The organism is Streptomyces sp. NPDC050625 (assembly GCF_040654755.1).
Taxonomy (GTDB): domain Bacteria; phylum Actinomycetota; class Actinomycetes; order Streptomycetales; family Streptomycetaceae; genus Streptomyces.
This window is the reverse complement of record NZ_JBFAIQ010000008.1, coordinates 70707-83045: the sequence shown is the minus strand read 5'-3', so window position 1 is coordinate 83045 and position 12339 is coordinate 70707. Positions and strand designations below refer to the sequence as shown.

The following is a 12339-nucleotide window of genomic DNA, read 5'->3' as shown; positions in this document are numbered from 1 at the left end:
GGACGCAGGTCCGACCGGAAGGAGACCGATGATGAATCCGCCCCGGGGGCTGCGGCCCCGTTTCTGGGTGCAGGCCGGCCTGTCCGCGCTGACCGCGGTGCTGGCCCTCCTGACCTTGCTGGTCCCGGACTGGATCGAGCAACTGACCGGCCTGCGCCCGGATTCGGGTACCGGGGAGGCGGAATGGTTGGTGGTCGGGGTGCTGGTGCTGGTCCTCGTGGCCGGCTCGGCCGGGCTGGCCGCGGGGGCGCGGCGGGAGTGGCGCCGGGCGGCAGCGGCCGGCACGTGAGCACGCCTTCACCGCCCTGGATGCGCAACTGGCGGACGAACGCGACCCGCCAGGCTCGCGGAGGCGACGGATGGGCTGCGTGTGCGCAGGTCCGTGCGCGCCGGTTCTTGCATGCGGATCTCCGTAGTGATCGGAGACCTGGAGTCACCCGTGATCGTCCGCGTGCGGATCGGGCCTTGGGGGCGCGCCCGGTCGTGCGTAGCGGCCAGCCACGCCCGATACCGCCGCAGGGCGCGGGCAGCGTCAGCCGGGGATGTTCGCCCGCCTGCCACATGCGGGGCGCGTCCGGTGCCAGTGCCGGCGCGGTGGCCAAACCCACGACGTTCACTCCGGACTTCAGGACTTCCTCAACCACCGCCGAGCGTCGGATGCCGCCGGTCAGCATGAGGGGCATGTGGGCGCTGTGTACCAGTGCCTCCGCGAGGGTGAGGAAGTACGGGCGTCGTCCGGATCGAAACCGCCGCGTTGGAAGTCGGCCGAGTTGAGCCTGACGGCCACGGCGAACTCTGGTGAGACGGCGTCGCGGACCGCGGCCACCACCTTGATCAGGAGCCGTGCCCGGTTCTGCAGGGTGCCGCCCCACGCGTCCTGGCGCACATTGGCCGGCGGGGACAGGAACTGGGACAGCAGATAGCCGTGTGCGGTGTGAATCTGAACGCCGTCGAACCCCGCGCTCTGGGCGCGCTGTGCCGATGCGGCGAACCGGGCGACAGCCTCCCGGATGTGACGCTCGGCCATCGCCTCGGGGACCGCGAAACGGCGGGAATGGCGGCCCAACTCGACCGGCACGTCCGATGGCGCCCAGGCGACCCCCGGCATGTCGGACTGGACCTGCCGACCGGGGTGTTTGGTTTACATCCACGCGCGCGCCGCCGGACTTGGCTGCCTCGGCCCACCGTCGGAACGGCTCCAACGGTGTTTGCGCCTCCAGCACAGCTGGTGAAGACGCCTCATCACGTCATCGCCGTGTCATGCGCGCCTGGGCAGCCGGTACTCAACTCCTCTCCCGCACTGCCGGGCGCACGGCCCGCGCAGGCTGAGCAACGCCTGCTCAATCGGGTGGTCGGGGCGGCGCCCTAGCGTCGCAGTGTCCGCACATCAGCGGTCACCGAGGAAAGGAGCCTTCCATGAAGTCCGGGTCGCACAACCACAATGAAATCGTCGTCGAGAATTCCACTGAGGTGCCGCCCGCCGGCTCCGTCGAGCCGACGCCGCGCGACATCGAGGCGGTCGCCACGTCCGGAGCGGGGCCGATCGGCTGCAACCACAACCAGATCGGCGTGCTGAACCACAACCACATCAGCGTGCACGGCGAGTAAACGCGCACCACATATGGATATCCTCCGGATCCAGGCGAACGGGAACGCCCGTTTCCGGCGTTGTGTGAAGCAATGCGGAATTCCACCTATCGCCGCGGTGGTGCTCTTCGGTGAATTCCTCTCCAGCGTCGGTTCCGGTACGACCTTCCCGTATCTGGTCGTCTACCTCCACGACGTCTGCGGCCTGCCCGGCGGCCAGGTGGGGGCGGTGTTGGTCGCCCGCTCGCTGGCCGCCGTCGCGGGATCCGTGGTCGGCGGCAGCCTGAGCGACCGATACGGGCCGCCTCGTACCGTCGTCGCGCTCGCCGCGACGGCTGCGACAGCGACGGCTGTGATGGCGACGGCTGTGATGGCAGGTGAGCACGGGAACGCCGTCTGGCCGGGAATCATCGGCGCAATCGTCGGTACGGGCGCGGAGGCGGCGCTCGTACCGGCGCTGGACGCGCTGCTGGCCCGGTCGGTGCCACATCATGCTCGCGAGAGGGCATTCTCCTGGCGCAACACCGTCGTCACTTTCGGGGCCATGCTCGGCGTCGTCGGCGCCTCCGCCGCGCTTGGCGCGCTCGGCGTCTCGAACGGGCTGCGCTGGGTGTACGCCGTTGACGCCGCCTCGTTCGTGGTACTGGCAGCGCTGGTGCTCCGGGCGTGCCGACCCTGCGGGGACCTCCTGCGCACGCCTGAGGCCCGTACACCCAGTGTTCGCAGAGCACGGAGTCGCAGTGCGCTGCACGGCTGCGGAATGCCGAGCGAGAACTACGCCGCCGTCGCCCGCGATCCCGCCATGCGCAGGGCCTTCGTCTTCGTGCTGCTCGTCGTGGCCGCCGGGTTTGCTCAGCTTCAGATCGGCCTGCCCGCCGTGACGGTGCTGACCCGCCACGTCGATGCGCTCGGCTGGCTTTTCGCCACGAACATGATCGTCGTCGCTGTCACACAGGTGCCCGCACAGCGCGCCCTGGCGCGCTTCCCCCGGCCGGTCGTTCTCGCAGGCGGAGCCGCCTGCATGGCCGGAGCCTGGGTAGTCGTCGCCATGAACCCTGCTCCCGAGGTCGGGACCCTTCTCACGGCGGCCGTGATGTTCGCCCTCGGGGAGGTCGCTTACATGCCGGTCATCGCCGCGCTCATCAACGACCTGGCGCCACCAGGCCTCGTCGGACGCTACAACGGCGCCCACACCCTCGCCTGGACCAGCGGTTTCGCCATCGGGGCACTGGCCACAGGAACGCTTCTCGGGACCCACTCCATACGCCCGTTCTTCGCCGCCGCAGCCGCCGTCCTGGGCCTGACCGCGATGACCGCGCTGAGCCTTGGCCATATCCGACCGGGGGAGAGTCGCAGATGATCGAGCACGAGTCCCTGAGCCCCGTGCGCACGGCCATCGCGCAAGCCGAGCGCGCGCTGGACGCAGGTCTCGCCGACAAGGCGGAGCACCTGCTGCGGACCGCGCTGAACACTCCCTCCTCCCTTCCTCGCCGGCCCACGACCACCGCACCCCTCACCGAGGAACACCTCCAAGCACGCGGCACGCTGGCCGCCGTATGGCGGACGCAGGGCAAGTACCGGCACGCCGGGCTGCTACTCGCGGTGACCCTGGCCGCGGCGGAGACCGCCACCGGTCCCTCGTCACCCCTCGTGGCCTGGCTGTGCAACCAGCGGGGTGTCCTGGGCAAGTACGTCGGAGACTTCGACGCCGCCGAACACCAATACTTCCGGGCACTGGAGATCTACGAAGGTGTCTTCGGGCCGGAGCACGACACCGTTGCCATGGTGTGCCACAACCTCGGAGGGCTGGCCCATGCGCGCGGTGACGCACAGGCCGGGGAACCGTGGGCCGCCCGCGCCGTACGGATCCGCACCCGGCTGCACGGGCCAGGCCATGTCCTCACGGCCCTTGACCTGGCCGCGTGGGCTGCCCTGCTGGACGGCTGCGGGCGCTCGGAGGAGGCCGAGCGCTGCCTGTGGCAGGCACTCGCCGCGTTTCATGACGTCCACGGCCCCGACCACTACGAGGTGGCTGTGACCTTGCACAACCTCGCTGCCCTTCAACATCGGGGCGGCGAATTCGGTCCGGCGGGCCGGCGCTATGCCGACGCTCTGCGCCTCAAGGAGCGCCTGCTGGGCACCGACCACCCCGACTTGGCACCGACGCTTGTCAACATGGCGGCCCTGAGCGAGTCGCAGGGCGAGACGGCACGCGCAGGGGCGCTGTACCGGCGCGCAATCCGACTCCTGCAATCCAGGGTTCACACCATGCACCCCACCCTGACCTCGGCACGAGCGGCGCTCGGCCGGCTTGCCGCCGACTCTCGTGAGCCCGCTGCCATCCTCAGCAAGGAAGAGACACCTCGATGACAATCCCAGCCCGGACGGCGTTTCGCAGCGCGATACTCGCGGAGGCGGCCATCTGGCCGGCCGCCCTCATCGTGGTGCTCCTGCACCTGCTGCCCACTCGGCTCAGCCCGGCCACCGACATGGTCAGCGAGTACGCGCTAGGCAGGTTCGGGCTGCTGGCGGACACGTGCTTCCTGGCAATCGCGGTCTCCGCCCTCGCGCTTGCCGTGTGCCTGCGCCGGGCCCTGCAGCCGAAGCGGGCAGTCAAGACGGCGACCATCGCGCTCACCGTCATGGCGATGGCTACCTTCGCACTTCCGCTCTTCCCGACGGATCCCGACCGGCCCTCGACCGTGCATGGCTGGATCCACCTGGCCGCCGCGCTGCTCGGCATGACCTCGCTCATCGTGGCCGCGGCCGCGGTCGCCGTGCACTACCGCACTCCCGTCGCGAACCACCCGGCGTCAACGAACATCGCCGGTCTCAGCCTCATCTGTTCCGCTGTCATGGCCGTGAACCTGGCGCTCATGCTGGCACGTTGGCTGCCAGGACTCACCGAACGCCTGCTGATTCTCGCCGGAATGGTGTGGATCGCCGTCATCTCGCGATTCCTGCGCACCAAGGCGCTGGGCGGGGGCTGACCTGATGCACGATTCACCTCCGAACCGCACGTATACCGAAGCCATTGAGCTGGAACCCGAGACCGTGCTACCGGCGCCGTTAGCCGCCCGCCTCGCCGCTGCGAGACATCCTGGCTCTCACGGACCGCCCCGAGGTTGTCTCCTGGCAAACTCCGCACCGCGCGTGTTGCCCTGCAGTGCTTCCGGCTCGCGGGAGCCCGGGTGGTCCCCCTCCCCCCTCACGGCGGAGGGCTCAACCCGGAGATGCTGCTGGAGACGCTGCGACGCGAACGCCCGAAAGTGCTGTACGTCGTACCGAACTTCCAAAGCCCACAGGGCACAGCGCGCGACTGCGCGACGCGTACCACACACGTTTGACAACCATGCTGGACCGCCTGCCGGACACCCTGCCTCATGGCAGCACATGGAGCGTGCCAGACGGCGGCATGTTCCTCCGGGCCCGCCTCCCGGACGGATGGGACACCGAAGCGTCCCTCCCGCACGCTCTTCGCAGGAACGTCGCCTACGTCCCCGGCGCGCCCCCACCGCGGGACTGGCACGGCCGGCGGCCGCGCTCAAGCAGTAAAGGAAGAACTGAAGTGACCCTCAACGGATCCAGCCGCTCTCTGGCTGCATGGACCCTGACCATTACCAGCGCGGCCGGTTTCATGATCGGCCTGGACAATCTCGTCGTCACGACCGCCCTGCCGTCCATCCGCAACGACCTGGGCGGGGGTATCGAGGACCTGACCTGGACCGTCAACGCCTACACACTGTCCTTCGCCGCGCTGCTGATGACGGGCTCGACGCTGGGTGAACTGTTCGGCAGACGCAGGCTGTTCATCATCGGGCTGGCCGTATTCACCGCGGCATCCGCTGCCGCAGCCCTCGCCCACGGCCTTCCGGCTCTCATCGCGGCGCGTGCGGCACAAGGCATGGGCGCAGCGGTGCTGCTTCCGCTGACACTGACCCTGCTCACGGTCGCTGTGCCGCCCGCACGCAGGGGCATGGCCTTCGGGATCTGGGGCGGCATCAACGGCAGCGCCATCGCCCTGGGGCCCGTCATCGGCGGGGAGGTCATCGACCAGCTCTCTTGGCAATGGATCTTCTGGCTGAACGTCCCCGTCGGCCTTGTCCTGCTGCCTCTGTCCCGCCTGCGGCTGGCAGAAAGCCACGGCAGCGCGCGACGGCTCGACGTGCCGGGCACCCTGCTCGCCACCTCCGGCGTCTTCGGCCTCGTGCTCTCCCTCGTGCGAGGGGAGGGCGCGGGCTGGACCAGTGCGGGCGTCCTTGCTGGATTTGCCGGCGGGACGGTTCTGCTCACTGCCTTTGTACGTTGGGAGCTGCGCACTCAGTACCCGATGCTGCCCATGCGGCTCTTCCGCGGTCGCGCCTTCAGCGTGGTCAACGCCATCGGCCTGCTGAACTTCTTCGGTCTGTTCGGCGCCGTCTTCCTTCTCACTCAGTTTCTCCAGGGTGTGCAAGGCTATTCACCGGTGGAAGCAGGCGTGCGAATGCTGCCGTGGACGGCTCTGCCCATCGCCGTCGCACCGCTCGCGGGCACGCTCTCCGACCGCGTGGGCAGCCGTGGCATCCTCGTCTCCGGGCTGGCCCTCCAGGCGCTGGGAATGGCCTGGTACGCGGCCATGACAGCCCCCCGTCTCTCCTACGCCGCCCAAGTGCCGCCATTCGTCCTGTGTGGGCTCGGTATGTCCCTGTTCCTGGCGCCTGTTGCCAACGTGGTCATGAGCAGTGTGAGCGCCGAACAGCAGGGCATCGCCTCGGGCGCCAGCACATCGCTGCGCAACATCGGAGGCGTGCTCGGAGTGTCGGTGTCCGGCGCCGTGTTCTCGGCCTGTGGCGGATACCAGTCCGCCGGGCAATTCGTCGACGGGCTCCGGCCCGCGCTGTGGATTGGCGCCGCCGCGTTCGCCCTGGCGTCGGTGACGGCGGTCCTGCTGCCTTCAGGCGGTGGCGGGGTCACGGTCGGTGCTGCGGCCAGCCCGGCCGAGGACACGGTGACGCCGATCTGACGGAAGGCTTTTCAACCTCGCTCGTGAGGTGCGTTCGGACAACCTGAACAGGTGTGAGATGTGAAATGAAGCATCTTCTATTTCCTGCCAGAGCAAACCGATCAACCGCGCGGGGGACTGCTCTGAGGTGGGTGCTTGGGTGTGGTTTCGTAGTTCAGGGCATGGGTGAGATCGGTGCGGTTGCGGATACCGAGTTTGAGGTAGATGCGCTGCAGGTGGTTCTCCACTGTGCGGACGGAGAGCGTGAGGTGCTGGGAGATGGTTTTGCTGGTGTTCCCGGCGGCGGCCAGCAGAGCGATTTCCTGTTCGCGTTTGGTGAGGGGTTCGGAAGTGCTGGCGATGGTGGCCAGCAAGGGGGTGCGGGCACCTTCGCATTGGCTGGCGAGACTGGCGGCGCGAGTCGTGGCAGCCGTCACTTTGCGGGAGTCTCCCTGGCGTTGCCAAGCGCCGGCGGCCGCGGCTGCTGATTCGGCGGCGAGGACAGGTGTGCTCATGTGCTCGAGTTCTTCCGAGCAGTTCATCAGACGCTGCGGATCGCTGTCCGCCAGAGCGGCCACAAAGCGTGCGCGTGCGTGAGTGAGTGCGCCGTCGCAATGAGCGGACAGTTCGGCAAGTCGCTCGCGGACGCTCTTCGAATCGCCGAGGCGTGCGATGTCGGTGAGCAGAAGCACTTCGGAGATGAGGTGGCCGGTGCGCCTGGCGTCGTCGGCGGCGGTGTACAACAGGTCTCGGGCACGGCCGAGTTCGCCGCGAGCGGCATGCAGCCAGGCCAGGCCGAGCGCCTCTTCTCCGGCCAAGAAGCCACTCGGCGCGCTCGCTTCGAAGTCCGGGATGAGTGAGGCGGCCATGTTCATGTCGCCGACGAGCGCGGCGCAGGCCATCAAGCCCGACAGGTAGGAGCGGACAACCCTGGTCAACCGATGTGTGCGCGCTATGGCGGCGGCCTCCGCGTACCATCGCCGGGCGCTGACGGGGCGACCAGCCAGCCACTCCGCACGTGCGCTGTAAAAAGCCAGGTACTGGCGGGCTACAGGAGAGTGCGCGGCCTGTAGGGCGTCCGAGGCTCGGAGGGAGACGTCGCGAGCCTGGTCGATCATCCCCTTTTCCATGAGCGACAAGGCGAGGGGCGCGAGTTGCAGGGCTGGATGAGGTAGTAGCTTGCCTTCCCCGATCGCTTCGTGGACGGACCTTGCATGATCGGCCAGCTGCTCGGCCTCTTCGACGCTGCCTACGAAGGCCAGGCCCAAGGCCTTCGCGTTCAGCGTGATCAACCAAGCGTCCAGACCCTCCTGAGGCGGAGCGTCGGGCAGATCGTCGAGCATTCGGAGCCCCCGGGCCGGTGCGCCTCCCAGAGTGAGCATGCCCCCCTCCATGAGGCGGGACTGCCGGGCGCAGGCTTGATCGGAGAGGGCGGATCGGGCTGTGGCGCAGACAGTGAGTGCCCTGTCCAGCTTGGGGTCCGACCAGAAGAGGTTGGTACAGCGGGTTGTTGCCACCGTGATGCGCTCGTGGTCGTTACGGGCGTGGGTATCGGCTTCGGCGAGGATCGCATCGGCGCGTTCGAGTTGGCCGGTGTGCATGAAGGCCCGGCCGAGGAGGACACGGCTTTCCAGCGTGTGCTGGTCGGGTTTGAGCGCGGTGAGCAACTCGATGACTTGCTCGTTGTCGTTGGAGTTCATCGCGACCGTGGCGGCCTGTCGGAGGAGGGCGGGATCGGCGGTGCCAGTGGCAGCAAGTCGCCAGGAAGCGACGTGAAGGGCGTCGTCGCGGCGTTTGAGGCCGTGGGACTCGAGCCGCTCAGCCTGTCGCAGGCCGAGGTCGTAGCGCTGGAGGGCGGAGGTGCCGGCAGCGATGACCTCTTCGTAGAGGGGGTGGGCCAGGGTGAGGACAATCCTGCGTCGGTGTGCGGAGACCTGGATGATGCCCGACTGCTCGAGGTGGTCCAGGACGGTGCGGTCGGTGAGGGTTGTGGCGTCGGCGAGGGAGAGGGCGCCGCAGAAGGCGAGGGATTCGAGCAGGGGCCGTGCCGCCGGCGGTGAGAGAAAGATCCTGGAGGCGATCAGGTCCCTGAGGTGCGGGGTGACAGGGAGGCGTTTCTCTGAGATGTCCCAGACTCCGCCGTCGTGGGTGAGGGCCCCCGCTTCCATCGCTCCGAGTACGAGTTCTCTCAGGAACAGGACGTTTCCGCCGCTGGCGGTGGAAAGCGCGTGGAGGGTACGTCGGCTGACGGGGCCTCGGAGGACGCGATGAAGGAGTTCTTCGACCTGGACGCGAGCCATGTGGCCGAGGTCGATGCGATGGATGTGGTCGCCGCGCCGCAGCAGCGCATGGATGGCGTCACTTGTCTGTTCACCGTCGCGGGCGGTGCCGATCAGGGCAATGACCTGGGAATCGAGGAGTTGGCCGAGCAGGACGGCCGATGAATTGTCGAGCAGGTGCAAGTCGTCGACGAGTATGACAGTGGGCTTGGAGCGTCCCGCCAGGGCCTGGGCGACGGTGCGGAAACCACTGACGGGATCGGTGAGGTCGACGCCTGGGGGGAGGATGTGGGCGATCGCTCCGAGGGGTACCTGGGCGGCGGCCCGGCTGGCCACTGCTTTGGCGGTGCGCCGTTTTCTGGCGGCGGCCAGGTCCAGGAACTCTTCCGCCAGGCGGGTCTTCCCCACCCCGGCGGGCCCGCAGATCATCCATGAGTGAATGTGGTTGGCGGAAAGATCCTGCGTGAAGGAGTCGAGGTGTGGTTTCCGCCCGACGAGTGGCCACCTGTCTATCCAGCCCTGCATGCCGTACTCCCTCAAGGCGTGACAGATTACTCATGTTACCCGCGGCGTCGCAGGGTCCGTACGTCTGAGACCTCGGCTGCGATCGAGAAGGGGGGAGTCTTGTCGGCGGTCGGTGTCAGGGCGGCTCTTGTCATTCCTCGACGGCGCCAGGGCCGCCGTCGGTGACCTCGATCAGCAATGTGTGGTCCACGCGGAGGAGCAGAGACAGCCGGACGGGAGGCTGAGCGTGCACCACGGCGTTGGTGACCAGCTCCGAGACGATCAGTAGGGCCGGGAGCGTCGAAAGCCCTCCGCCCTCTGAGGCGGTGGTCGGGGCGATCGGCGTGATGGCCTCGGCGGCTGTGAGAGCCATGGGGATCACTGCTTCGCAGGAGTGGATTCCGATAACCTCAGGACACAGTCATGCCGTGATCCGGCGATTGAGTAAGTAGCACCCAACCCGAAATTTCGCCGCAATCGGAGATATCTGAATTAATCGGGCATATTAAGTCGTAATGGCGATCGATTGTTACGACCGCTGCCGCGATTGTCGCAGGAGTGGTGGCTCCCATGTGCGCTGCGCGTTTGGCACCAGGATCGAGGCAGGCCTGAAGGAGTCTTACTAGGGCGTGTCCCTAGTCGTGATCAAGATGCGGGACGCCTCTTCCGGCGGCCGTTTGCCAACTGGTAGATGTCCAGCGTGGCACATGAGGAACTCACTTATAACGATTGGGAGTTGGGGGCCGCCGGAAGGGACGAATGGCGCAGGCCGAGGACGAGGCGGACGAGTCCGACCCGCGTAGACGAGAGCGGCGGCGGATCCGGCGCAGGCGCCGGGTCCGCCTGAGGCCGCCCGGCTCGGGCGTTCGTGCGGCGGGCTGACGAGCAAGGTCCACCTGATCCGCAGGACCCTACGACGTACCTCCAAGCAGCACCACGCGGCTGACATGTCGGCGCTGAAGGCTTTCTACACGGCTGCGGCCATGGCGCCGCTCCGGCCAGACCTCACGGCAAGCGGTTGCCCCTGTCTACCAGCTGATTGAGGGGGCCGTCTGTCAGGGTCGCACGCTGGTCCGTCACGACGGGCAGCCGTGACAGCGCCGCGGGCTCGATGAGTTGCGTTTGGCTGAGGACCGATGCCTGGTCCCAGTAGATGTGCTCGCTCGAGATCAAGGAGCCCTCGAAAGCCACGATGGCGATCACGGCGATGCTGACGGGGCGCCCGGTCGGGGCCACCCCCGGAAGGATCCAGGGCACCTGGCTGTCATGGGTGAACGAGATCAGCATTTCATCGACGATGCGGTCGCGTCCCGTGGTGCGGCTCAGCGATGTGATCGTGAAGTCCTGCGGATTGTGTCCTACGAACCAGCGGGCGTAGAAGTCCCGGACGGCCGGCCTGCCGCGGGCGCCCATGGCTGTGGGCACATGGAGCACCTCAGGTGAGTCCGTCATCGTGGCCATGGTCGCATCGACATCGAGCGTGACGAATTCGTTGCTGGTATGGAGCTCCCAGATGCGCTCCATGTCCTGGGCGGTGGTCATGAGCAACCTCCTCGAAGTCAGACAGCTGGCCGCACCGATCTTTTACCGCGCCGACGCGCGCCTGGCTGAACCACGCCGAGCGGGACCAACCATGTTGAGCGGATCGCCCGACGCGAGCCGCGCCCACCTCGCCCGGCTGGCGCCCTTGCGGTCACGGCCGAGGTCTGGATCCGCCGACCCCACGGCGGCCGCCCCAGGGCTCTACCGCCAGCCGGAGACGAGGACCATGCCAAGGCCGGCGGCGCAGAACCCCACCACTGCGATGCACGTTCCGGTCCAGCCGGCCACCGTGTGACCCATGTCCACATCACCATGTGCGTTCATCAATTCTCCCAAGCCTTGCCGATGAGCCCGCCGCCCATACGCCGACAGATATTGGTTCACCGGTTGGGCCAGGGCTTGAGCAGGTGCTACTCATGTCATTGCGCGGAACCGGGCGCGGGAACGGCATCCGTGGGTGATCTCGCAACGGCGTTCGCGGGTGAGGGCCGGCTCAGGCGCGGAGTCGTCTGAGTAACCATTACTCATGTCCCGGAGGTGCCAGGGCCCTGAGAGTAAGAACGTTCGGGTCATGCGCTCCAGCCCTGGTCCGGATACGCAAGGCCGACATGGCCTGCTGAGTTCCGAGGCCGGAGGCTGAAGCACATGGTCGCGCATGGTCCATCCCTGACGAGTGGCTTGAGAGAGGTCGCGTGGAGCGAGGGGACCTGGCTGAACGCTCCCCCGGACTACTGGGAAGAGGGCCAGGACCTTGTGGTGGCCACCGCTGGAGGAAGCGATTTCTGGCGGCACACGGCATACGGGTTCGTCCACGACGACGGTCACGCTCTGCTGGCGGATCTGCCGGACGCGACGGCCGTGGAAGTGACGTTCACTGCTGAGTTCCTGACCCGGTACGACCAGGCGGGCCTCATGGTCAGGGCGCATGATGCCCTGTGGGTGAAAGCCGGCGTGGAGCTGACCGACGGCGCGCCCCACGTGGGAGCGGTGGTGACCCGAAGGCTCTCGGATTGGTCATTGGCTCCGGTCCCGGACTGGTCGGGCAGGCCGGTCACGGTTCGGGCCAGTCGATTCGGGGGCGCCCTGGTGATCCGGGCCAGGTGCGACGGTGGTCCGTGGCGCCTGCTGCGTGTGGCCCCTTGGCCCGCGCGGATGGCGTCGATGGCTGGACCCTATTGCTGTTCACCGGGACGCAGCGGGCTGCTCGTCCGCTTCGGCGGCTTCTCTGTCGGCCCGGCCGACTCCGGCCTCCATGTCACTCCTTGATCTGTCTCCGTCGCGGAATCGGTCGGGAAGTTCCTGGAGAGCGAGCCCCCGTCCGAGTCGCGGGCCCAGCCGCATACCTCGCTTCGGCGCTCACGCTCCCGAAGCGGTGCCACGCACAGGGTGATCTCAGGCGCGGCGCCCCGCGTCAGCCGGCTGTGCCGTGCTCTTCGACTGATGGTG

11 protein-coding genes and 1 pseudogene are annotated in these 12339 nt (G+C 67.8%); 7 read left to right on the top strand and 5 right to left on the bottom strand.

Annotated features, from left to right (window positions below):
- The first annotated feature begins 28 nt into the window (after positions 1 to 28).
- Positions 29 to 289, top strand: coding sequence for a hypothetical protein (locus AB0I54_RS20720; protein ID WP_363297516.1), 261 nt, complete (start codon positions 29 to 31; stop codon positions 287 to 289).
- A 378-nt stretch (positions 290 to 667) separates the two neighbouring features.
- Here the strand turns inward: AB0I54_RS20720 and AB0I54_RS20715 are convergent, their stop codons facing one another.
- Positions 668 to 1108 carry a hypothetical protein gene (locus tag AB0I54_RS20715; RefSeq protein WP_363297515.1) on the bottom strand — a complete coding sequence of 147 codons (441 nt, stop codon included), beginning with the start codon at positions 1106 to 1108 and terminating at the stop codon, positions 668 to 670.
- A 308-nt stretch (positions 1109 to 1416) separates the two neighbouring features.
- Between AB0I54_RS20715 and AB0I54_RS20710 the strand changes: the two genes are divergently transcribed.
- The 5 genes from AB0I54_RS20710 to AB0I54_RS20690 all read left to right on the top strand — a co-directional run bounded on the left by AB0I54_RS20710 (position 1417) and on the right by AB0I54_RS20690 (position 6589).
- Positions 1417 to 1608, top strand: a complete 192-nt coding sequence (locus tag AB0I54_RS20710; protein ID WP_363297513.1) for a hypothetical protein — start codon at positions 1417 to 1419, stop codon at positions 1606 to 1608.
- A gap of 100 nt (positions 1609 to 1708) precedes the next feature.
- Positions 1709 to 2947 carry an MFS transporter gene (locus AB0I54_RS20705; RefSeq protein WP_363297512.1) on the top strand — a complete coding sequence of 413 codons (1239 nt, stop codon included), beginning with the start codon at positions 1709 to 1711 and terminating at the stop codon, positions 2945 to 2947.
- On the top strand, positions 2944 to 3957 hold the full coding sequence (locus AB0I54_RS20700) for a tetratricopeptide repeat protein (protein ID WP_363297511.1): 1014 nt from the start codon (positions 2944 to 2946) through the stop codon (positions 3955 to 3957). The genes AB0I54_RS20705 and AB0I54_RS20700 overlap by 4 nt, the downstream gene beginning before the upstream one ends.
- Entirely contained in the window at positions 3954 to 4577 is a 624-nt protein-coding gene (locus AB0I54_RS20695) for a DUF998 domain-containing protein (RefSeq protein WP_363297509.1), read from the top strand. The genes AB0I54_RS20700 and AB0I54_RS20695 overlap by 4 nt, the downstream gene beginning before the upstream one ends.
- Before the next feature lie 578 nt (positions 4578 to 5155).
- Positions 5156 to 6589 carry a DHA2 family efflux MFS transporter permease subunit gene (locus tag AB0I54_RS20690; RefSeq protein WP_363297508.1) on the top strand — a complete coding sequence of 478 codons (1434 nt, stop codon included), beginning with the start codon at positions 5156 to 5158 and terminating at the stop codon, positions 6587 to 6589.
- 101 nt (positions 6590 to 6690) lie between these two features.
- Here AB0I54_RS20690 and AB0I54_RS20685 read toward each other — a convergent pair whose 3' ends face one another.
- From AB0I54_RS20685 to AB0I54_RS20670, 4 genes and pseudogenes are all read right to left on the bottom strand, one after another.
- A complete protein-coding gene (locus AB0I54_RS20685) occupies positions 6691 to 9372 on the bottom strand; it encodes a LuxR C-terminal-related transcriptional regulator (protein WP_363297507.1) in 2682 nt (893 codons plus the stop codon).
- 130 nt (positions 9373 to 9502) lie between these two features.
- Positions 9503 to 9724, bottom strand: a complete 222-nt coding sequence (locus AB0I54_RS20680) for an ATP-binding protein (RefSeq protein WP_363297506.1) — start codon at positions 9722 to 9724, stop codon at positions 9503 to 9505.
- A gap of 632 nt (positions 9725 to 10356) precedes the next feature.
- On the bottom strand, positions 10357 to 10893 hold the full coding sequence (locus tag AB0I54_RS20675) for a nuclear transport factor 2 family protein (protein WP_363297505.1): 537 nt from the start codon (positions 10891 to 10893) through the stop codon (positions 10357 to 10359).
- A 246-nt stretch (positions 10894 to 11139) separates the two neighbouring features.
- A pseudogene (locus tag AB0I54_RS20670) lies at positions 11140 to 11217 on the bottom strand (HGxxPAAW family protein); the annotation flags it as partial.
- Positions 11218 to 11538: 321 nt separating this feature from the next.
- Between AB0I54_RS20670 and AB0I54_RS20665 the strand changes: the two are divergent.
- Positions 11539 to 12159: a DUF1349 domain-containing protein gene (locus tag AB0I54_RS20665; RefSeq protein ID WP_363297504.1), complete on the top strand. Its 621-nt coding sequence runs from the start codon at positions 11539 to 11541 to the stop codon at positions 12157 to 12159.
- The last annotated feature ends 180 nt before the right edge of the window (positions 12160 to 12339 follow it).

Coding starts and splice junctions, on each gene's coding strand:
- AB0I54_RS20675 (WP_363297505.1), bottom strand. CDS start 10,893: ATGACCACCGCCCAGGACATGGAGCGCATCTGGGAGCTCCATACCAGC.
- AB0I54_RS20695 (WP_363297509.1), top strand. CDS start 3,954: ATGACAATCCCAGCCCGGACGGCGTTTCGCAGCGCGATACTCGCGGAG.
- AB0I54_RS20715 (WP_363297515.1), bottom strand. CDS start 1,108: ATGCCGGGGGTCGCCTGGGCGCCATCGGACGTGCCGGTCGAGTTGGGC.
- AB0I54_RS20710 (WP_363297513.1), top strand. CDS start 1,417: ATGAAGTCCGGGTCGCACAACCACAATGAAATCGTCGTCGAGAATTCC.
- AB0I54_RS20700 (WP_363297511.1), top strand. CDS start 2,944: ATGATCGAGCACGAGTCCCTGAGCCCCGTGCGCACGGCCATCGCGCAA.
- AB0I54_RS20680 (WP_363297506.1), bottom strand. CDS start 9,724: ATGGCTCTCACAGCCGCCGAGGCCATCACGCCGATCGCCCCGACCACC.
- AB0I54_RS20720 (WP_363297516.1), top strand. CDS start 29: ATGATGAATCCGCCCCGGGGGCTGCGGCCCCGTTTCTGGGTGCAGGCC.
- AB0I54_RS20685 (WP_363297507.1), bottom strand. CDS start 9,372: ATGCAGGGCTGGATAGACAGGTGGCCACTCGTCGGGCGGAAACCACAC.
- AB0I54_RS20665 (WP_363297504.1), top strand. CDS start 11,539: ATGGTCGCGCATGGTCCATCCCTGACGAGTGGCTTGAGAGAGGTCGCG.